This is a genomic window from Variovorax sp. P1_G12, assembly GCF_056405555.1.
Window position 1 is genome coordinate 17,576 of the sequence record NZ_JBFUBW010000003.1, and the last position, 20,021, is coordinate 37,596.

14 protein-coding genes are annotated in these 20,021 nt (G+C 67.6%); 8 read left to right on the plus strand and 6 right to left on the minus strand.

The window, feature by feature from the left end:
- Together AC1D2O_RS04240 and AC1D2O_RS04245 are read left to right on the plus strand one after the other, a co-directional pair.
- Window positions 1-714 carry a TetR/AcrR family transcriptional regulator gene (locus AC1D2O_RS04240; RefSeq protein ID WP_478085514.1) on the plus strand — a complete coding sequence of 238 codons (714 nt, stop codon included), beginning with the start codon at window positions 1-3 and terminating at the stop codon, window positions 712-714.
- Complete coding sequence (locus tag AC1D2O_RS04245) at window positions 711-1,949, plus strand: glycosyltransferase (RefSeq protein WP_478085515.1); 1,239 nt, start codon at window positions 711-713, stop codon at window positions 1,947-1,949. Before AC1D2O_RS04240 ends, AC1D2O_RS04245 begins: the two co-directional genes overlap by 4 nt.
- Window positions 1,950-1,997: 48 nt before the next feature.
- Here the strand turns inward: AC1D2O_RS04245 and AC1D2O_RS04250 are convergent, their stop codons facing one another.
- From AC1D2O_RS04250 to AC1D2O_RS04270, 5 genes are read right to left on the minus strand one after another with little or no spacing between them, the layout of a single operon-like run.
- On the minus strand, window positions 1,998-3,884 hold the full coding sequence (locus AC1D2O_RS04250) for an acyl-CoA synthetase (protein ID WP_478085517.1): 1,887 nt from the start codon (window positions 3,882-3,884) through the stop codon (window positions 1,998-2,000).
- 25 nt (window positions 3,885-3,909) lie between these two features.
- A complete protein-coding gene (locus tag AC1D2O_RS04255) occupies window positions 3,910-4,935 on the minus strand; it encodes an alcohol dehydrogenase catalytic domain-containing protein (RefSeq protein ID WP_478085518.1) in 1,026 nt (341 codons plus the stop codon).
- The gene (locus tag AC1D2O_RS04260) at window positions 4,925-6,562 is read right to left on the minus strand and encodes a bifunctional 3-(3-hydroxy-phenyl)propionate/3-hydroxycinnamic acid hydroxylase (protein WP_478156292.1); all 1,638 of its coding nucleotides are present in this window, start codon (window positions 6,560-6,562) and stop codon (window positions 4,925-4,927) included. Before AC1D2O_RS04260 ends, AC1D2O_RS04255 begins: the two co-directional genes overlap by 11 nt.
- Window positions 6,563-6,585: 23 nt before the next feature.
- Window positions 6,586-7,542, minus strand: coding sequence for a fumarylacetoacetate hydrolase family protein (locus AC1D2O_RS04265; RefSeq protein ID WP_478085520.1), 957 nt, complete (start codon window positions 7,540-7,542; stop codon window positions 6,586-6,588).
- A gap of 19 nt (window positions 7,543-7,561) precedes the next feature.
- Entirely contained in the window at window positions 7,562-8,593 is a 1,032-nt protein-coding gene (locus tag AC1D2O_RS04270; protein WP_478085521.1) for a VOC family protein, read from the minus strand.
- 287 nt (window positions 8,594-8,880) lie between these two features.
- Here AC1D2O_RS04270 and AC1D2O_RS04275 point away from each other — a divergent pair, with 287 nt between their 5' ends.
- Both AC1D2O_RS04275 and AC1D2O_RS04280 read left to right on the plus strand, forming a co-directional pair.
- A complete protein-coding gene (locus tag AC1D2O_RS04275; RefSeq protein ID WP_478085522.1) occupies window positions 8,881-9,606 on the plus strand; it encodes a TetR/AcrR family transcriptional regulator in 726 nt (241 codons plus the stop codon).
- An 83-nt stretch (window positions 9,607-9,689) separates the two neighbouring features.
- Window positions 9,690-12,572 (plus strand): AAA family ATPase, encoded by a 2,883-nt coding sequence (locus tag AC1D2O_RS04280; RefSeq protein ID WP_478156294.1) that lies wholly within the window; start codon window positions 9,690-9,692, stop codon window positions 12,570-12,572.
- Between the two features lie 33 nt (window positions 12,573-12,605).
- Here the strand turns inward: AC1D2O_RS04280 and AC1D2O_RS04285 are convergent, their stop codons facing one another.
- On the minus strand, window positions 12,606-13,646 hold the full coding sequence (locus AC1D2O_RS04285; protein ID WP_478085525.1) for an AI-2E family transporter: 1,041 nt from the start codon (window positions 13,644-13,646) through the stop codon (window positions 12,606-12,608).
- Between the two features lie 201 nt (window positions 13,647-13,847).
- Between AC1D2O_RS04285 and AC1D2O_RS04290 the strand changes: the two genes are divergently transcribed.
- The 4 genes from AC1D2O_RS04290 to AC1D2O_RS04305 all read left to right on the plus strand — a co-directional run bounded on the left by AC1D2O_RS04290 (window position 13,848) and on the right by AC1D2O_RS04305 (window position 19,940).
- Window positions 13,848-14,063, plus strand: coding sequence for a hypothetical protein (locus AC1D2O_RS04290; RefSeq protein WP_478085526.1), 216 nt, complete (start codon window positions 13,848-13,850; stop codon window positions 14,061-14,063).
- 120 nt (window positions 14,064-14,183) lie between these two features.
- Entirely contained in the window at window positions 14,184-15,704 is a 1,521-nt protein-coding gene (locus AC1D2O_RS04295; RefSeq protein ID WP_478085527.1) for an efflux transporter outer membrane subunit, read from the plus strand.
- Between the two features lie 28 nt (window positions 15,705-15,732).
- Window positions 15,733-16,851, plus strand: coding sequence for an efflux RND transporter periplasmic adaptor subunit (locus AC1D2O_RS04300; RefSeq protein ID WP_478085529.1), 1,119 nt, complete (start codon window positions 15,733-15,735; stop codon window positions 16,849-16,851).
- On the plus strand, window positions 16,848-19,940 hold the full coding sequence (locus AC1D2O_RS04305) for an efflux RND transporter permease subunit (RefSeq protein WP_478085531.1): 3,093 nt from the start codon (window positions 16,848-16,850) through the stop codon (window positions 19,938-19,940). Before AC1D2O_RS04300 ends, AC1D2O_RS04305 begins: the two co-directional genes overlap by 4 nt.
- Window positions 19,941-20,021 lie beyond the last annotated feature (81 nt).

Consider the following 20,021-nt stretch of genomic DNA (forward strand, 5'->3'; position numbering starts at 1 on the left):
ATGGGGCGTCGTCCCGAAGAACCTTGTACGTTGTATAAACTTGGACGACGTTCATATTCGGATTCCACCTTGCCAGCCTCCAATCCTCCTGGCCGCCGCGAGCGGCGGCGCGCGCAGATTCTCGACCAGATCGCGACGACCGCAATGCAGCTCTTCGAGGCGCACGGCTACGACGCGACCACCATGGAGCAGATCGCGCTGCAGGCCGATGTGGCGAAGGGCACCCTCTACAACCACTTCGAAGCCAAGGAGGCGGTCCTTGCGCACTGGGTGCAAATGGAACTGGCGGCCGACACGGAGCGCCTGCGCGGCGTGATCGAGAGGCCTGGAGATTTCGAGTCGCGGCTTGGCCGTTTGCTCGAAGCGTCGGTCGAATGGTCGGAGCGCTACCGAGCCTACCTGCTCGCCTATTTCCGATTTCGATTTCTCAACATCGAGAGCGAACTCGAGGGCTGCAATGCCGAAGGGCGGCCGCGCGATCTGGCCGGGCTCTTCGCTCTGCTGATTGAACGCGCACAGCGCGACGGCACGCTGCGCACCGACGTGCCAGCCGAGCACCTGGCATCGCTTCTGCACCACTTGTACTTTGGTGCGCTGATGCGCTGGCTGACCCTGCCCGGATTGGTGCTGGCCGACGAGATCAGGGTGATCGTCCAGATCTTTGTCGACGGTGCCCGCGCCGCCGGCAAACCGCAGGGGAGCAAGCGCGCATGAGGATCGCAGTGGTGACCTACGGCACCGAGGGCGACGCACGTCCGCTCGCCGCGCTTTGCCGTGCACTCGATGATGCAGGCCATTCTTCGGTGTTTCTGGCGGACGCGTCGACGCTCGGCACCGCTCGGAAGCTCGGCGTGCGCTCGCAGGCGCTCGACGGCGACATCCGCGGCGCAGTGGGAACGGGTGGGGCGATCGCCAACGTGGTGGCGAGCAACCGGCCAGGCGCGGCCGCCCAGGCCCTCGCCGACATCGCCAACGCCAGCGCCACGGCATGGCTGCGCCAGATCGTCGAGACGGCGCGCGGTTGCGATGCCATCGTGTGTTCCGGATTGGCCGCCTTCGTGGGGCTTTCGGCCGCCGAAGCGCTCCGGGTGCCGGTCATCGGCGCGGGGATGTTTCCGCTCACGCCAACCCGCTGCTTTGCGTCGCCGTTCCTGCCGCCTGCGCAGGTACCGCGCTTGCTGCGCCGCGTGAGCCATCACCTCGTCAATGCGATGCTGTGGCGCGCGTTCCGGGCGGCGGTGAACGCGGCGCGCGCCGAGGTGTGCGGCCTGCCGCCGCGTCGGCGGATGTGGACCACGCACCCGATGGTCTATGGTTTCTCGCCGAGCCTGGTGCCGAGGCCGCTCGACTGGCCCGCGAATGCCATGGTCTGCGGTCAATGGATTCCGCCTGCGCCCGACTGGCAGCCACCGCCCGCATTGAGCGCATTTCTGGCAGCAGGCGAGCCACCGCTCTACATCGGCTTCGGCAGCATGACCGGCTTCGACGCCGGTCGCCTGCGCCAGACGGTGATCGATGGCGTGGCGGGCCGGCGCGCGGTGCTCCAACCTGGCTGGAGCGAGATCGACGTGCAGGGGTTGCCGGCCAACTTCCATGTGCTGGGTGATGCGCCGCACGACTGGCTGTTTCCCCGCATGGCGCTGGTGGTGCATCACGGCGGATCGGGAACCACGCATTCGGCGGCGCGTTCGGGGGTGCCCTCGGTGGTGGTGCCGTTCGCGGGCGACCAGTTCTTCTGGGCGCACCGATTGGCGCAGGCTGGCGTGGCGCCAGATGCGGTGGCGGGCAATCGCCTCCGCGCGGACGATCTGGCGCGCGGGATCGCGTTTGCCGGGCGTTCGGCGGTTCGGACGACAGCGCAGGCGCTGGGCGAGCAGATGCGCGCGGAAGACGGCTTGGCGCAGGGCGTGAAAGCGATCGACCGGATTCTGAGGGCGGGCGCAGCTTGACTGCGGCGTCAACCATCCGTTCAAACACCATCATTGATCGCAGCTTGTTCACGACACTTCGAAGCGGAACGGAAACTGGCCCAGGATCTTGCGAGCAATGCCCACAGTGGCGCTACGCGTCACCGTGGCCTCGACCTGAACGCCGAGGCGCGGGTCATTGATGACCTCGAGCCGAGAAGTCGGTGCGCCCGCCTCGTCCAGCGCCGTTCGCAGCGCGCCCATGATCTCGCGCTGCCTGAGCTCAGGCTTGAAGATCTTGCCGACGCCGGTCAGCGGCATGGACGTCACCAACCTGATCGCCTTCGGCATTGCTGCGCGTTCGGTGATCTGGTCCCTGGCGAAGGACAGCAGCTCTTCCTCGGTCGTTCGAAAGCCGGGCCTGAGTTGCACGTAGGCGACCGGCAGCTCGCCCGCGTGCACGTCGGGGCGGCCGATCGCAGCGACGAGTTGCACGGACGGATGTCGGTGCAGCGGCTCCTCGATGCTCGCGGGGTCTATGTTGTGGCCGCCGCGGATGATGAGCTCCTTCTTTCGTCCGGTCAGGTAGAAGTAGCCTTCAGCGTCCTGTCGGCCCAGGTCGCCGGTGTTCATCCATCGCCGGCCGTCGCCCAGATCCAGCCAGAGCCCTTTGGCCTGATCGGGGTCGCGATAGCCGGCAAATGCATTGGGACCGCTGATCGCGAGCACGCCTGCCTCGCCGACCGCGCAGTCGCGCACGTAAACCCCCGCGTCGTCCAGCATGACGGCTTTCATGGCCTGCAAGGGCACGCGCAGGCCGATCGACCCGGCGCGCCGCTCGCCCAGCGGAGGATTGCAGGTGCTGACGCAGGTTCCCTCGGTCAGGCCGTAACCCTCGAGGATCTTCAGCCCCGTGAATTCCTGGAAGGCGCGCATCAGTTCCACCGGCATCGGTGCGGCCCCGCAGAGCCCGTATTCCAGCGAACTGAGGTCGCGATCCTGCGTCGGCTGCTGCATCAGTGCCGCATAGACCGTCGGAACACCACTGAAGAAGTTGATCTGGTGGTGCTCGACCAGCTCCCAGAAGTGCTTGATGACGCCGTCGCCGCGATAGCCCGAGGGTGTGCCGATGATCACGTGTGCGCCGCGTGAGAAGGGCAGCAAGCCAGTGACCAGGACACCATTGACATGGAAGAGGGGCAGGCCACAGAAAAGGGTTTTCCCCGCCGAGATGCCATCGCCGAGGAACTGGCCGGTGCTCCACGCGTTGGCGACCTCGTTCCCGTGGGTGCGCATCGCGATCTTGGGCGCGCCGGTGGTGCCGCCGGTGCAGAAATAGGACGACCGGTCGCCGGGGCGGATCACACGCCCGCTGACGAGGCGGTCCACCGGCTGTGAGCGCAGCCCTTGCGCGAAGTCGCGCACGCTGAAGCGACCCCTTGTCTCGCTCGGAGCCACGCCCGCGACCTCGGGGACCTGACCGGCCAGGTCGACCAGCACGACGTGTTCGAGGCTGCTGACACGGCCGAGCAGCGGCTGCAGCCTCGACCACAGGTCCATGCCGGCAACGGGTGCCAGCGTGATCAGCACCTTCGCTTGGCCAGCGGCGAGCAGCTCGACGATGGCCGCGGGCTCCAGCATGGGATTGATGGCGAACGCAATGCCGGCCGCCTGGCCGCCCCAGATCGCAAGATGGGTCTGCGGCAGATTGGGCAACGCGAAGGCGACCACATCGTCGGCACCGACGCCCAGTTCGTGGAGGAAGTTGGCCGTGGCCGTGATGCGAGAGAACAGCGTCTCGTAGTTCCAGACTTCTGGCCGCGCATGATCTTCGACGCGCGGGAAGAACGACAGCGCCGGCGCGTCGGGGTGGGCGCGCGCTGCGGCGCCGATCATCTCGTAGGTGCTGTTCGGCAGCAGGCCGTCGTGCTCGCTTTCGAGAGCGAGCAGGTCTGCGATGGAGGCGATTCCGTTCATGCTTTTCACCAAATTGACATTGGCGTCACGGCAGGAGAACCGCTCGGCCGGGAAGGCCTGCCGACACGTGGTCGAACGCGGCGCTGGCGTTGTCGAAGGGCACGGCGATGCCGATCGGCAGCGCGATCCTTCGGGCTCGAACGCCCTTGGCGAGCGCCTCGAGGGCATCGCGGTCGGGCTTGAAGATGGTCCAGGCGTAGCTGGCTTTTGGCGCGCGTGAAGCGACGATAGCGCGGACCTGGTTCCTGTCGCGGCGACTCGCCCACGCCCCGCCCAGCCATCCCAGCCGGTCGAAGTTCGCAAGCAAGGGGTGCACCGTGGTCGCCTGGCCCATGGCCCCCGCGCCGAGCCGGGACGCGAGGCGAGCATCGTCGTCCCAGTTCGCGAAGTTCAGCACCACGTCGAAATCCGAGGGCAGCGACTCGATGCAAGCCGGGCCATGCTCGACGGCCACCTGGGCACCGAGGTCCAGGCCGGCCTGGCTTTGGCCTCTCCCGCAGATCGCTGTGATCTCGCTACCCCAGTGGCGAAGTACCTGAATGGCCAGCCGTCCGAGGCCACCGCTGGCGCCGTTGATCAGCACGCGGGCTCCGCGCGCGTTGCCAGCGCTGATCCCGCTCGAGCGCAGCGCGAGCCACATTGTCGTGAACGAATAGGGCAGCACCGCGAGCGCGGTCGGATCCGCGTCGTGCGGCGCGGGCAGCAAGAGGTCCTGCGGCACCGCGACGTGTGATGCATGCGCGCCGCCCGCCCGGCCGGTGGCGAGCAGACCGAACACGCGTTGCCCGCGGGCGAAGCGCGTCACACCGGTGCCCACGGCTTCGATGATGCCGGCGACGTCGTTGCCCAGCACGAGCGGAAAGCGCGAAGCGCCCTTGAGCCCCAGCAGGCGGCTGCCATAGCCGGCCGCGCGCTTGACATCGATCGGGTTTACCGAGGTGGCGTGAACTCGCACCAGAACGTCACCAGCGCCGGGATGGGGCGGTTCGACACTGCGCACGGCCAGGTGCGGTGGCGAAGCCGCCACTGTGCATACCAGTTCACGCCGCATGGTGGGCGCCCTCCATGTCATGGGCCGGAGTTGGCGATGTCGCCCCAGGCGGCGCGACGAGCTCAAGCGCTCGCCGCAGCATTGCCTCGCAGTCGGCTACCGGGCCTTCCGCCAGCACGCAGCGGTCAGGCCTGACGATCGCGACCCAGCCAAGTGGTACCCGGCGTGGTAGAAGGGCCTCATCGAGCGCCTCCAGCCGCTGCGCAGGCGGTGCGAGATGCTGCGCCTGCGATCGCTGGCACCACTGCCACACCCGTCCGCCTGAAGCTTGCCAGCGCTGCAGCAACTCGGCCGGAATCTTGGCTGAGGCATCTACGCCAAAGCCGATCAGCGCCCATTGCAGTCCCAGAGCGTCGTCGCTGAGGATCGGCACGCCATTGACGGCTGGCCGAACCCAGCCTTGCGGCAGCATGGCCCCGGCACGCAGCCGCTCGCTGCCGCGCACGCGCCAGAACAAGCCTCGGGCGAAGGTGTTTTGCGGCTTGATCTTCATGTCCTCGAATATCGCGCGGCCGGCCGGCAGCAGGCGCAGCAGGCTCATCAGACCGTGCACAGCGAACGCGGCAGCGCGGTGTTGCGGCATCACGATCGCGCCGAGCATGCGCGCCAGGCGGATGATCTTCATGGCATGGGGCCTTCGCTCGGTGTCGTAGCTGTCGAGCACCCGCTCGTTCGCCCGTCCCTGCACGACCCAGGCGAGCTTCCAGGCCAGATTGGCCGCGTCGCGCAATCCGGCGACCAGGCCCTGGCCGGCGAAAGGCGGTGTGATGTGCGCAGCATCGCCCACGAGGAAGGCCCGGCCCTTGGAGAAGCGCTTCGCCGCGCGCGCATGGAAGCGATAGACCGCCGTGCGCTCGATACGGATGCGCTCGCTGTCGCACCATGGCGCGAGCAATCGCCGCACCGACTCCGGTCTCTCCATCTCTTCTGGCCGCTCGCCGCGACGAAGCATGAACTCCCACCGCTGCCGACCGCCGGGAGCCGCCATGCGCGGGGTGGGGCGCCGCGGGTCGCAGATGAACTCGACGTGGTCGATCGGGGCCGGCACATCGAGCGCATCGACGATCAGCCAGTCCTGGTAGAAACTGCGGCCTTCGAAGTCCAGATCCAGCGTGCGCCGTACCAGCGAGCCTGCGCCGTCGGCCCCGATGAGGTACCGCGCGCGCACATAGGTCTCATGGCCGACGGCGTCCTCCAGCCGCGCACGGATGAACCGGCCATCGTCCACGAAGGCGGCGAGCTCGCTGCCGAGCCGCACCTCGATGCCCGGATACTGCGCAAGCTTCTCGCGCAGCAGCCGTTCGAGCTCCGGCTGGTAGAAGGTGACGAGCGCAGGGTGCCCGTCGATGATGCCGGCGCTGTTGATGCAGGCGAAGCGGCCGAACAGCGGGGAGTGGTACTGCACTTGCGGGATGGCGACGGTCTCGAACTCGCCATCGCGCACGCCGGCCATTTGAAGTATGCGCAGCGCCTCGTTGTCCAGCGCGATCGCGCGCGGCTTTTCGAAGATGGCGGTCGCCTTGTCGATGGCGATCACGCGCACGCCGTAGCGGCCGAGCAGATTGGCCAGCGCGGCGCCGACTGGACCGAGTCCGACCAGCAGGATGTCAGTGTCGAGCCGCGGCACAGTGAGCTTGGGGAGTGGCGCGTTCATGGTGGGGTGATCGAAGTCGTCTGTTCTCCGAGGTCGATAGCACCGTCGTCGGTGCGAATCGACGCGCTGATGCAGTCGCCCGGCCGCAGGTAGGCCGGACTGGTGCGCCCCTTGCTCACGAACATACGCCACTTGCCGGCGTCGCTGAGCAGGTGTTTGGCGATGAACATCGCGGCCTTTCCCGGCGCGCGCGCGGCGCAGCCCGCGGGCGTTCCGGTGGCAATCAGGTCGCCGGGATGAAGATCGTGCAGCGCCGAGAGTTCGGTGAGCGTGGCCGCGGGGCCATGGATCATCTCAGCGCAGTAGGCGTCCTGCCGCGTCTGGCCATTGACGCCCAGGCGCAGATGCAACTCGGGCCAGCGTGCCCACTCCGGCGGCGTGAGCAGAACCAGGACGGGACCGACCGGGCCGAAGCCCCTGTAGCTCTTGCCCTTGTAGAACTGGCCTTGCGGCAACTGGACGTCGCGTGCGGACAGGTCATTGACGATCGTCACCCCGGCCAGCCACTGCGGCAGCCCGTCGCTGGTCACCTGCGTGCCGGCGGGCAACTGCCTACGCAACACGATGCCGAGCTCGATCTCATAGTCGAGCAGGTGAACATGAGCGGGGCGGGTCACCGGCGCATCCGCCGCCGTGATGCACGAAGGCGCCTTGGTGAAGATCGTGTTGAAGGGGAAGTCCTCGGCGCGCAGGCCCGATTCGGCGATGTGGCTGCGGTAATTCACGCCTTGGCAGATGAACTGCTGATGATGTGTCACCGGCGGCAGAAGCTGGACGTTTTCGATCGGCACCACGGCCTGCGCCGCCTGGGTGGCCCAGAGCAGACTCCAGTGGCCGGAAAGAAGCTCGCCGGTGCTGGACGCATTGACTTGCAAGGGGGCAATAAGGCGCCCGAATTTGACGCCCCATCGAGGCATGCCGTCTTCGGCGTATCGAATGATCGTGCAGGACATGGTGTGTGTTGAGGGAGAGTTAGAGCCAAGGGCGAGCGGGCGCACCGAGTGCCGCGCTCATGAGCTTGAGACGCTGCGGCGTGATGTCCCCGCGGAGAACGAGCTTCAGCACCTGCAGGAGGGTGCGCAGGTTCTTTTTGGGCTTCATCGATGCGGGCGCGTCGGCGCCCCAGGACCAGATGCCGCCGAATTCGAGTGGTGAGTAGACAGTCTCCACATCTGCGGTGAAGACGTCGCCGTCCGTGTAGTGCTCGTACTCGAAGCCGTCGGGATCGAACCAGTAGTCGAAGAGCTGACTGCCGAGCAAGTGTCGGCCAATGCCCCACATGTGCCGGTGACCCTGGGCGCGAAGCACCTGCTGTCCCTGTCCAAGCGCATCCAGATCGATGACCTCGTAGGCGCTGTGCTCGATCTTTTCCTCGATGCCGCCGACGATCACCAGTGTGTGGTGATCAGCGGGTTGAGCACCGAGATCGAGCCGGCAGAACGCGAGACTAGGGCTGCCGTCGGAAAGGTACTGCACATCCGTGGGAATCAGCCCGAGTGCATGCATGTACCACTCAGCCATGCGCGCGAAGTCCACCGTCTGCAGGACCAAATGCCCGAGTCGGACGACGCGCGCCGGTTCGATGGGCGTGCGCACGGCGCGATTGACGCGGGGGGTGTGCTGAGCTGTGTTGGTGGCCGGCGGGACGGCCTCGCGCATCGGCAGTGACGCGACCCGCCGTTGATCCTGCAGCAGCCATACGCTACGACCGCCTGGGTCAAGCAGCTCAACGCCGCGCCCGCCCGCCGGCAGGATTTCGAGGGGCAGCCAATGCGCCCCCATCTGCTCCACGTAGCGGTGCAGATCGGTTTCGTCCGACATGACAAACGCGGGGCCGACGAAGCGATCCTGAAGTGCGGCTTCGGCGATTGCAATACACGGCGCAGTCCCGGTTCCTCGCGCCACAAGACGCTGAGGCGTGGAGCTGACGATACGAAAGCCGAAGTCGCGCCAGAAGCGCTCAGTGGGCGCCAGCCGGCGTTTTTGCCAGCGCAGGAAGGCCAACTCGACCGCGCGACCAAGGGCTGGTGGTCGTGGCAGTCGCTGGACATCAGTGGGGAGCCGGCCTTCGGGGTACGACTCGGGCTGCCGAAGTACTGCGGTGGAGCCTCTCACAGGTGGGCCTCGCTTCAAAAAATGTAATGAAAGCCGAGCCGGAACCATTGAACCTTTGCTCGACGAAGAAGTGCCGCCGCTGCCCGCAGGTGGCGTCGACACATTCATAATAACAACATTGTCATCATGACAAACTTGTCGTTTATACTTAGTCGTCCACTAGGCACAATTCACCCATGCAAACGCAAGACCACCGCCAGCGCGTCGCGGCCGAGCGACGAGAACGCATGAGGGCCCGACTGCTCGCAAGTGCGATGAGGCTCGTCGCGGAGAAGGGGCCGACGGCGACATCGATCGACGATGTGATTTCCGCCGCCGAGGTGTCGCGCGGCACGTTCTACAAGTACTTTCCGTCGCCAGACGCATTGGTCCGGGAACTGGCCATCGAGATCGCCAACGAGCTGATCGGGATGGCCGAGCCCGTGGTACGCAGCTACGACGATCCGGCTGAACGGGTGTCGAGTGGTATTCGACTCGTGGCCAGGTTGGCTATCGACCACCCGCTGGCCGCCGCATTCCTGGTCCGCCTCGGATGGCCGGACGCGCGAGGCCCCAACATGCTGCTCGACTTCGTGCGGAGGGATCTGACCGAAGGCATTCGGCAGGGTCGCTTCTTGCGCATGCCGATCGCGCTGGCCCTCAACATCGTGGCGGGTGCAGTCCTCGGCGCGACGCATCGCATGCTCGAGCCAGGTTGCGAGAGCGACTTTGCGGAACTGAGTGCCGCGGCCGCGTTGCGCGGGCTGGGTCTGGACCCGGAGAGCGCACAGGAAATTGCGAACAGCCCGTTGAAGCCGGTGGAAATCCTTGCAGCGGGTTTGCTCACCGAGACCTCGGACATCCCGGCGCCAGCGGTTGCCAAGCCGATTCGGCAAGTCGTCGAGCGTCGTGAAGTCGTTTGAGGCTGGCTGCCGCTGCCGCACCGACATGACTTGATTCCCAGGTGCGCCGATAATTCGTGGCTGTCCTCTCACAAGTCGCGCGCGTGACGCACTCGCAGTCCAACTCGCCTCCCGTTCGGATCAGCTTTGAGGAGTTCGATCTCGACGAGGCGAACGCCTGCCTGCTGCGCAACGGAAAGGCCGTCGCGCTCGCGCCCACACCCTTCAATTTGTTGTGTGCGCTCGCACGCCAGCCCGGCTCGCTGCTGACCAAGGATGCGCTGCTCGATTCGGTATGGGGCCACCAGTTCGTCAGCGAATCGGTGCTCAAGACGGCGATCAGCGATCTGCGCACGGTGCTCGGCGACAACCCGCGCGAGCCGCGCGTGATAGAGACGGTGTCGCGCCGCGGCTATCGCTTCATCGCGGTGCCGGCCGCCGCGCACCTGGCACCGCCTCTCGCTGCGACGGTGGCGGCGGACCTGTGGCCTTCGCAGCCGTTCGTCGGCCGCGCGGACGCTATCGCCCGGCTGCAGCAGGGGTGGGAGCAGGCCTGCGGCGGGAAGCGTGCGGTGGTCTGGGTCGCCGGCGAACCGGGTATCGGCAAGACCACGCTGATCGAACACTTCGTCGCCGGCCTCGGCGACATCGCCTGCGCGCGAGGGCAGTGCGTGGAGCACTACGGCACGGCCGAGCCATACTTGCCGGTGCTGGAAGCGCTGGCCGAGCTGTGTCGCGGCGACCGCTCGCTGCCGGCCCTGCTGCGCACCGTGGCGCCGACCTGGCTGCTGCAGCTCCCGTGGCTGAGCACGACGGAGGAACGCGACGCGCTGCGCCGAGAACTCGCCGGTGTCGGCCCGGACCGCATGTTGCGCGAGATGGCCGAGCTTTTGGATCGCTACACCGAGCAGCGTCCGCTGCTGCTGGTCACGGAGGACCTGCACTGGAGCGACCGGGCGACCATCCAGCTGATCGACTACGTCGCGCGGCGGCGCGGGCGCGCGCGTCTGATGTGGCTGTCCAGCTTTCGCCTTGCCGAAGTGATCGCGCTGGACCACCCGCTCAACCCGCTGCGGCGCGAGCTGCGTCCACACCGCCTATGCGACGAAGTCGTGCTGGACCCGTTCTCGGAAACCGAGGTCGCAGACTACATCGCGCAACGCTCGGCCTCGCTGGCGCGCGACGAGGCATTCGTGCGCGCGCTGCACGAGCGCACGGACGGTGTGCCTCTTTTTGTCTCTTCGGTCATTACCGAGGTGATGGATCGCACGACGGACGACGCGGCGGTGGAGGCGCGGCTCGCGGCTGCAGTGGTACCGGAGAATCTGGCAGCCATCATCGACCACTACATCGCCAAGTTGAGTAGCGAGCCGCGGGCCCTGCTTGCGGCGGCGGGCGTGTGTGGGGTGGAGTTTCGCGTCCATACGGTGGCACTCGCCCTGGAGCGCGACGTCGCATCGGTGGCCCATGCCTGCGAGGAGTTGGTTCGCGAGCACGTGTGGCTCACGGCGCCGCGCTCAGGCGAGGGCGACGAGACGGCCGAACCGCCCTACGCGTTCCGGCATGCGCTATTCCGCCAAGTGCTGTACGACCGCACGGCGCTGTCCGCCCGCACGCAACTGCACCTGAAGGTCGGGGCGGCCCTGGAACGCGAGCGCGCGGCCGGTGTGCCGGTCGCCGCCGCGGAATTGGCCATGCACTTCGACCGCGGGCGCCGGTCGATGATCGCACTGCAGTACTACGCCGAGGCGGCGGAAGCAGCGCTTCTGCACTTCAGCCCAGCGTCCTGCATCAGCCTCACCGAGCGGGCCTCGGCCCTGCTTCAAAAGGCGCCGGAAACAGAAGAGCGCGATGCACTCGAGATCGTGATCGCTACCCTGCACGGCGTGGCGGCCTTCCAATCGCTCGGCGTTGGCAGCGAGACGAGAAACGCTTTCGAACGCGCGTACGCGCTGCTGCGGGGCCAGTCAGAGCACGCGATGCGCGGGCTGTTGCTGCACGGCTTTGGCTACGTGCTGAGCCTGCGCGGCGAGTATGCGCAAGCGCTGGCGGTGGCGCAGCGCGCCGAGGCGCTCGCATCCGGATCCAACGATCCGGCGCTGATGCTGGCCGCGTGCATCGTGAACGGCGAGGTGCACCAGCTCCAGGGCCGGCCGCAGGCGGCGCTCGCATGGATCGAGCGCGGGCTCGCAGCCGCCGAGTCGCTCGACTTCGTGGCCAGGGAGATATTCGTCGCCGATCCGCAGGTGACGCTGCTTGGCATGCTGGCCATCGAGTTCGTGCACCGGGGCCTCGTCGAGCAGGCCCGGGCGCATGTGCAACGCTCGCACGACCGCGCGCGCGAGTTGCGACAGCCGATGACGCAGCTCGTCGCCACTTGGCACGAGGCGCTGCTCGAGGTGCGCCTGGGCAACGCCGAGCGGGTTGCGGCCCTTGCCGAGGAAATGCAGGCGCTGGTCGACGAGTTCTCCCTGGCGCAGGGCCGGACGGCATGTCGCTGGTACCGCGGTTGGGCAGAGGCCTGGAACGGTGCGCCGCTCGAGGGCCACCGCCTGATTCGAGAGGCCTGCGAAGAGAACGCCCGGCTCGGCATGCGCTCCGGCGCTAGCGAAGTATTGGGCTATGCGGCACAGGCGCTTCTGCTGGCTGGCGACCTTGACGCTGCGCAAGTCCAACTCCAGGAAGCCCTGCAGGTTGCGGACGAGTTGGCCGAGCGGGTGTACTTGCCGCAGCTGTGGCTGCTGGAAGCATCGATCGCCCGCGCGCAAGGCCGGGCCGACGCCGGTGCCGCCTCGGTCCGACGCGCGATCGAGGAGGCGCAGGCCCAGCAGGCGCCCTGGCTCGAACTGCTCGCGCTCGTCGACCTGTGCGAGCATCACGAAGCGTCGACCCCGGAGCGCCGTGCTCTCGCCGCGCTCGTCAGCCAGCTGCCCGAAGCCCGCGACACCGTGCCGGTGCGTCGCGCGCAGTCAATCCCGTGTGCGTGAAGCCCGCCTGACAACGCGCCCGCCGTCAGCGCGTCAACGCCGGGGCTCGCGCACCCGCTGCTCCCACAGTTCCCAAGCCAGGGTCAGCACCACCGGGCCGATCACCACCCCAGTCAGGCCCAGCACGCCCAAGCCGCCGATGCAGCCCATCAACACCCAGACGAACGGCAACCGCATCCCGCCGCTGGCCACCATCGGCCGCACCAGCTTGTCGCCTGTGATCAACACCGCGCATCCCAGTAGAAGCGACATCAGTGCCGTCGTTGGACCGCCCTTCAGCGCGAGTTGCACCGTCATTGCGGCCACTGCCCCATAGCCAAGGAAAGGCACGGCGGCCAGCGAACCTGTGATCGCGGCCCAGAGCAGCGCGCGCGGTGCGCCGGCGAGTGTGTACGCCAGCGCTGTCGCGAGGCCGTCGAACAACGCCACGACCAGCATGCTGTTCACGGAGGCCCGCACGGCGCGCGTGGCGATGTCGATATAGCGTTCGGCTCGGTCACCGACGGCCTCACGCAGCCCGCGGCTCAGTTCGAACTTCAGCGACGCGCCTTCTCGGTAGAGGAAAGCCAGGAGCAGGATCGCGAACCCGACGATCAGCACATGCCGGGCGGTGAACTGTCCGAGCGCCTGCGCCCAGCCGAGAAGTGAGGAGGGGGCGGTGTGTTGCGTCAGCAGCTGCAGCGCCCCTGGGTTGACGAGTTGGCTTTGCCAGCGCGCAGCCAGCCAGGGCCCCATGACGGGGGCGTTCGCCAGCCATTCGGGCACGCCGAGCCCGCGGCTGTCGGCGGCCGCGAGGTCCAACAGCAACGCGTGCGCCTCGCTCAGTAGCGCCCCGCAGGCGAAGAACATGGGAGCCAGCACGAACGTCGTGATCGCGCCAGTGAACAACGCGGCGCCTGCGCTCTTGCCGATGCGGCTCGGCAAGCGGTCCCTGAATGCGGCATAGAGCGGCCAGCTCGCGATCGCGGTCACGCAGGCCGCCAGCAGGGCCTCGATGAAGTCGTGAACGATCCAGATGGACAGGACGACGATGGCGGCGGCAAGCAGCCGTCCGGGTGTGAGCTTGAGGTTCATGTGCCGGGGCCCGGCGGGGGCGGGCGGTAGTGATGGGCCGTGATGCTAGAGACGCCAGCCGCCCGCGTCGTCAGCAACAGGTCGGGATTCCGTCGCGCTTGCATGCGAGCCCGATTTCGACCGTTCGTCGACCTTTCGCTGACGACCCGACTCGGGGACGGGCCTACGCTGACGCCGAACTTCTCTCATCCACAAGCTGCCATGGTGCTGAACCCTGAATCCAAATACCCGAACCGTCGGGCCTACGTGCTGAAACTGCGCAGCGACGCCACTCCCGAGGCTTTCGCGGGCCGACTTGAAAACCTGGTCACCGGGCGCCAGCGCGAATTTGCGACTGCCCACGAGTTGCTGCAATCCATTGCCAGCGACCTGGAGGCAGGGGCGGCGGACCGCCCGCAGGACGACCCGGCCGCATGAGCGCGCCGGGCCGTCCGGAGGCCCGCCTCGCATACCGACCGAACGCCGACGCAACGCTGACGACTCCGAGCGCATCGCGCCCTACGCTCAAACCCCTCGAATCCACACGAGTCCACTCCGATGCCACTTCCATCCGCCCTTTCGCCGTCCCACAAGGCCAGGCAGAAGCCCCCCCCACCGGCCCATCAGCCAGCCGGTCTCTTCGTCGTGGCAGCACTGGCCGCAGCGATCGCCCTGGTGTCCACCGGCTGTTCCACGCCGGCCGCCCATCCGGCGATCGACGTGCCGGCGCAGTTCGCCGCGAGCACGCCCTCCGACGTCGAGCCCGAGGCCGCCTGGTGGGAAACTTTCCACGACCCGGTGTTGACCGACCTGGTGCGCCGTGCCGAGCGCGAGAACCGCGACGTCAAGATTGCCGCCGAGCGCTTGCGGGCAGCGCGTTCCGGCGTGACGGTCAGCCGGTCCTTCCTGATGCCCAGCGTCAGCGCCGTCGGCTCGGGCAGCGATCGCAGCAGCGGCTACGGTGACGCCGTGAAGAAGTTGCAGCCGGACACCAAGACCGGCAGCGCTGGCCTCGATGTCGCGTGGGAGATCGACCTGAGCGGTCGCCTGCGTGCAGGCGCGGCCGCAGCTGCAGCGGACGCGCTGGCGGTGGAAGACGGCTTGCGCGGCGTGCGCCTGCTGGTGATGACCGACGTCGCCACCAACTACTTCACGCTGGTGGGCGCGATCCGCCAGCTCGACACCCTGCGCGCGATCTCGGCCGCCCGTGACGAGACCCTGCGCCTGGTGCAGGCGCGCCAGCGCGCCGGCCTCGCGACGGCGTTCGACGTCGAGCGCGCGCAGACCGAGGCCGAATCGGCGCACGCACAGATCCCGCCGCTGGAGACGGTTGCGGCGGTCTCTCGGCATCGCATCGCGGTGCTGATCGGCGATCAGGCCTTCAATGCCGCGCAAGTCGCGCCCTGGCGCGGCAACCTGGTCGTGCCCCAGGCCCAGCCGGGACAACCTGCCGCGCTGCTGCAACGCCGGCCCGATGTGCTCGCCCTGATGGCGCAGCTCGATGCGGCCAACGCGCGCCGCCAGCAGGCTGCAGCCGAGTGGTTCCCTCGGCTATTTCTCGACGCGTCGTTCGGCCGCCAGAATGTGGAGCTGAACGGCATCGGCCTGGGTTCCGCCCGCTACACCAACGTGGCGGCCCTGCTCGCGATGCCGATCTTCAACGCCGGTCGCACGCGGGCGATCAATGACATCGCCGAGAGCGGCCAGCGCGAAGCGCTGCTGCGCGCCGAGGATGGCATGGTGCGCGCGCTGGAGGACGTGGAGAACGCTCTGGTCGCGCTCTCCTCGGAACGGCAGCGCTCGAAGTCGCTGCAGAGCGCCGCCGCGTCCGCGGAGGCGGCCCTCGGCCGCGCCCAATCGCTCTACGACCGCGGCCAGATCGACCTGCTGCCGCTGCTGGATGCGCAGCGCTCGCGTTTGGCAGTGGGACTGAGCGCCAACGAAAGCAACACCCAGCTGCTGCTCGACAGCGTGCAGCTCTACAAGGCGCTGGGCGGGGGCTGGCAGGTGTTCGAGCCTGCCGCCCAACCCACCGCGCAATCCACTTCCGTCGGCGCTACCCCCGCGTCGCATTCCTGAAACCCGTCGCTTTCCACGAGGTACTGTCTTGAAGAACTCTCTTTCCGTGGCCGGCGCTTTGGCCGTCGCCGCTCTACTCTCCGCGTGCAGCCCTGACAAGCCGCACACCGAAGCGCCCCGGCCGGTGCGCATTGCCGATGTCCGATATGACGCCGCCCGCGAAGCCAACCGCTATGCGGGTACCGTGCAGTCCCGCTACGAAGTCGACCAGGCCTTCCGCGTGGGCGGCAAGGTCGCTCAGCGCAAGGTCGATGTCGGCCAGATCGTGCATGAAGGCGACATCCTCGCGGTGCTGGACGACAGCGACTACCGATTGGCCGAGGAGGCCGCGGGCCAGCAATGGTCGGCTGCCGTCACACAGTCCCGCCAGGCCGCATCGGACCGCAAGCGCCTGGGTTCGCTGAAAGCCGACGGCTCGGTCAGCGTGGCCGACGACGAGCATTCCCACAGCGGAGCGGAAACGGCGCAGGCGGCCGAAGGGGCGCAGGCGCGTCAGCTCGAACTCGCCCGCAATCGCCTGAAGTACACGGTGCTGCGCGCCTCGCGCAGCGGCGTGGTCACCGCGGTGCGCATCGAGGTGGGCCAGGTGGTCGCCGAAGGGCTGCCGGTGGTCGCGATCGCCGACCCTGGCACGCCGGAAGTCGTCGTCGATGTGCCTGAGGACCAGGTCGCGGATTTCAAGTCGGCGCACTTCAAGGCGTCGCTGGCGAGCGCGCCCGCCGACTTCTTCGAGGTTTCGCTGCGCGAGATTTCGCCGCAGGCCGCCGCGCAGACACGCACCTACCGCGCCCGGTTGAAGCCGGTGGGTGCCCGGCCGTTGCCGCTGGGCGCGACGGCCACGCTGGTGACCGACCGGGTGGTCTCGGACGTGCAGGCTGCCGCGATTCCCGCCACCGCGCTCACCCAGGCGAATGGCCGTCCGGCGGTCTGGGTGGTCAGGCGCGCCGGCAAGGAGCCGGTGGGCAGCGTCAACCTGATGCCTGTGGCAGTGATCGGCTACCGCAACGACCTCGCGCTGGTCTCCGGCCTGCCGGCCGGCGGGCAGGTCGTCACCGCGGGAGTGCAGAAGATGGCGCCCGGATTGAAGGTCGCGCTGCCCGATGCGACGCTCGCTGAAGCAGACAGCACGAAGCAGGCCGCCCAATGAACAACTTCAACCTCACCGAATGGGCGCTCGGGCATCGCGCCGTGGTGCTCTTCCTGATCATCGTGGTTGCCATCGCGGGCGTCTTCAGCTTCTCGAAGCTCGGCCAGCTCGAGGACCCCAAGTTCTCCGTGCCGTCGATGACGGCGACAGTGATCTGGCCCGGCGCCAGCGCGCAGCAGATCCAGGACGAACTCCTGAACCGCATCGAGAAGAAGTTCGAGCAGCTCGACCACTTCGAGAAGGTCGTCACCTTTGCGCGCCAGGGCTACGGCGGCATGACGATCACCGTGAAGGGCGGCACCTCGCACAAGGACCAGCAGGAAGCCTGGTACCAGGCGCGCAAGAAGTTCTCCGACCTCAAGCTCGAACTGCCCGACGGCGTCGTCGGCCCGATCTTCAACGACGAGTTCGGCGACGTCTACTCCCTGCTCTACGCCGTCAAGGGTGACGGCATCGGGCACGCGGAGCTGTCGGACATCTCCGAGGACATCAAGCGCCGCCTGCTCAAGGCGCCCTACGTGAAGAAGGTCGACCTCCTGGGCAAGCAGGACCCGAAGGTGTACGTGGAGTTCTCCAACCAGCGCCTGGCCACGCTCGGCATCACGCCGCTCGCGATCGCCGAGAGCCTGAAGAGCCAGAACGCCATGATGCCCGGCGGCTCCATCGACACGAAGGACGACCGCGTGTTCATGCGCGTGAGCGGCCAGTTCACGAATCTGGACGACATCCGCAACGTGCCGGTCTCCGCGGGGGGCCGGACGATCAAGCTCGGCGACATCGCGACAGTGACGCGCGGCTTCCAGGACCCGCCGACCTACACCATCCGCCACAACGGCCAGGACGTGCTGATGGTCGGCATCGTGATGACCGACGACGGCAACGTCGTCGAGCTCGGCAAGGCCGTGGAAGACGCGGTCGCCAAGGTGCAATCCGAACTGCCGCACGGCGTGGAGCTGGAGCGCGTCGCCGACCAGCCCACCACCGTGAAGGATTCCGTGTGGGAATTCGAGCGCTCGCTGATGGAAGCCCTCGTGATCGTGATGGCGGTGAGCCTGCTGAGCCTGGGCTTCCGCACCGGCCTCATCGTCGCCATCTCGGTGCCGCTGGTGCTCGGCGTGGTCGCCATGGTGATGCTCGCGATGGGCTGGAACCTGGAGCGCATATCGCTCGGCTCGCTCATCATCGCGCTCGGTCTGCTGGTGGACGACGCGATCATCGCGATCGAGATGATGGTGGTGAAGATGGAAGGAGGGTGGGACCGCGCGAAGGCGGCCGCCTTCTCCTATTCCGCCACCGCCATGCCCCGCCTTTCGGGCGCCCTCATCACGGTCGCGGGCTTCATGCCGATCGGCTTCGCGCACTCCACCACCGCCGAATACGCGGGCGGCATCTTCTGGATCGTGGGCGTTGCCGTGGTGTTCTCGTGGCTCTGCTCGGGCATGATCGTGCCCTACCTCGCGGTGAAGATGCTGCCGAAGGACTTCGGCAAAAACCACCACGGCGACCCCTACGACACCCCCTTCTACCGCAAGCTGCGCGGCTGGATCGACTTCGCGCTGGACAAGCGCTGGCTGATCATCGCCGTGACGGGGGGCGCCCTGGTGCTCGCGCTGGCCGGCATGAAGTTCGTCCCGCAGCAGTTCTTCCCGAACAGCGAGCGCCCCGAACTGATCCTCGACCTGCGCTTGAAGGAAGGCTCGTCGTTCCAGGCAGCGACCGAACAGGTCAAGCGCATGGAAGCGGTGCTGAAGAAGGACGAGGAAGTGCGCTTCTTCACCGCCTACACAGGCGCAGGCGCGCCGCGCTTCTACCTCGCGCTGTCGCCCGAGCTGCCCAACCCCGGCTACGCCCAGTTCATCGTGATGACGAAGGACATGGAAGCGCGCGAACGTGTGCGCTTGCGGGTGATGGCCACGGTCGACAAGGAATTCCCTCAAGCCTGGGTTCGTGTCACGCGTCTGGAGATGGGCCCCGCGGTGGGCTACCCGGTGCAGTTCCGCGTGGTCGGCCCCGACACGCAGAAGGTGCGCGAGATCGCCCGCCAGGTCGAACAGGTCATGTCCTCGAGCCCGAAGGTGCGTGACGTGCAGTTCGACTGGAACGACCCGGTCCGCACGCTCAAGGTCGACCTCGACCAGGACAAGGCCCGTGCGCTGGGTCTTACGCCCGCCGACGTGAATCTCGTCACCCAGAGCGTGATGAACGGCGCGACCCTGTCGCAGCTGCGCGAGCACGAGAACCTGGTGGACATCGTTGCGCGTGCCGTGCCGAAGGAGCGCCTGGACCTGGACACGCTGAAGGACGTGAACATCTACACGCGCAACGGCACCGTCGTGCCGCTGTCCGCAGTGGCGAAGGTGAAGTACGAGCTCGAAGAGCCCGTGCTGTGGCGGCGCAATCGCGACATGGCCATTACCGTGCGTGCCGACGTCAAGGACGGCGAGCAGCCCGTGTCCGTGACGAAGGAAATCGAGCCGCTGCTCAAGGACATCGAGGCGAAGCTGCCAGCCGGCTACCGCGTCGACACCGGCGGCGCCGTGGAAGAAAGCGAAAAGGCAAACCAGGCCCTCGCCGCCGTGGCGCCGGTGATGGTGCTCACCATCCTGCTGATCCTCATGCTCCAGCTGCAGGACTTCTCGAAGATGGCGATGGTGTTCCTCACCGCCCCGCTCGGCCTGATCGGCGTGGTCGCAGCCCTGCTGGCGTTCCGCGCCCCGCTCGGCTTCGTGGCGATCCTGGGCATCATCGCGCTCGGCGGCATGATCATGCGCAACTCGGTGATCCTGATCGACCAGGTGCGCATCGAGATGGAGGAAGGCCGCGACGCCTGGAATGCCATCGTCGATGCCGCCCTGCACCGGACGCGCCCCGTGGTGCTGACCGCCGCCGCCACCGTGCTTGCGATGCTCCCGCTCACGCGCAGCGTGTTCTGGGGCCCGATGGCTCTCGCGATCATGGGCGGCCTGACCATCGCCACGGTGCTGACCATCTTCTTCGTGCCCGCCCTGTACGCGGCGTGGTTCAAGGTCCGCCGCGCGCCGGCCGGCAGCGCCGACGCGGCTCCCGGTCACGTGGTGCTGGCTTCCTGAGATCACGGCCATGGCGCGGCGCCCCATCCTCACCGACGAAGACCGGCCGGGTCTTCCACATCGACTCCCAAACGAACTGAC

What these genes read in the sequence shown, in the direction of transcription:
- AC1D2O_RS04245 (WP_478085515.1), top strand. Translation starts at nt 711, where the DNA reads ATGAGGATCGCAGTGGTGACCTACGGCACCGAGGGCGACGCACGTCCG.
- AC1D2O_RS04250 (WP_478085517.1), bottom strand. Translation starts at nt 3,884, where the DNA reads ATGAACGGAATCGCCTCCATCGCAGACCTGCTCGCTCTCGAAAGCGAG.
- AC1D2O_RS04255 (WP_478085518.1), bottom strand. Translation starts at nt 4,935, where the DNA reads ATGCGGCGTGAACTGGTATGCACAGTGGCGGCTTCGCCACCGCACCTG.
- AC1D2O_RS04275 (WP_478085522.1), top strand. Translation starts at nt 8,881, where the DNA reads ATGCAAACGCAAGACCACCGCCAGCGCGTCGCGGCCGAGCGACGAGAA.
- AC1D2O_RS04265 (WP_478085520.1), bottom strand. Translation starts at nt 7,542, where the DNA reads ATGTCCTGCACGATCATTCGATACGCCGAAGACGGCATGCCTCGATGG.
- AC1D2O_RS04295 (WP_478085527.1), top strand. Translation starts at nt 14,184, where the DNA reads ATGCCACTTCCATCCGCCCTTTCGCCGTCCCACAAGGCCAGGCAGAAG.
- AC1D2O_RS04285 (WP_478085525.1), bottom strand. Translation starts at nt 13,646, where the DNA reads ATGAACCTCAAGCTCACACCCGGACGGCTGCTTGCCGCCGCCATCGTC.
- AC1D2O_RS04290 (WP_478085526.1), top strand. Translation starts at nt 13,848, where the DNA reads ATGGTGCTGAACCCTGAATCCAAATACCCGAACCGTCGGGCCTACGTG.
- AC1D2O_RS04240 (WP_478085514.1), top strand. Translation starts at nt 1, where the DNA reads ATGGGGCGTCGTCCCGAAGAACCTTGTACGTTGTATAAACTTGGACGA.
- AC1D2O_RS04305 (WP_478085531.1), top strand. Translation starts at nt 16,848, where the DNA reads ATGAACAACTTCAACCTCACCGAATGGGCGCTCGGGCATCGCGCCGTG.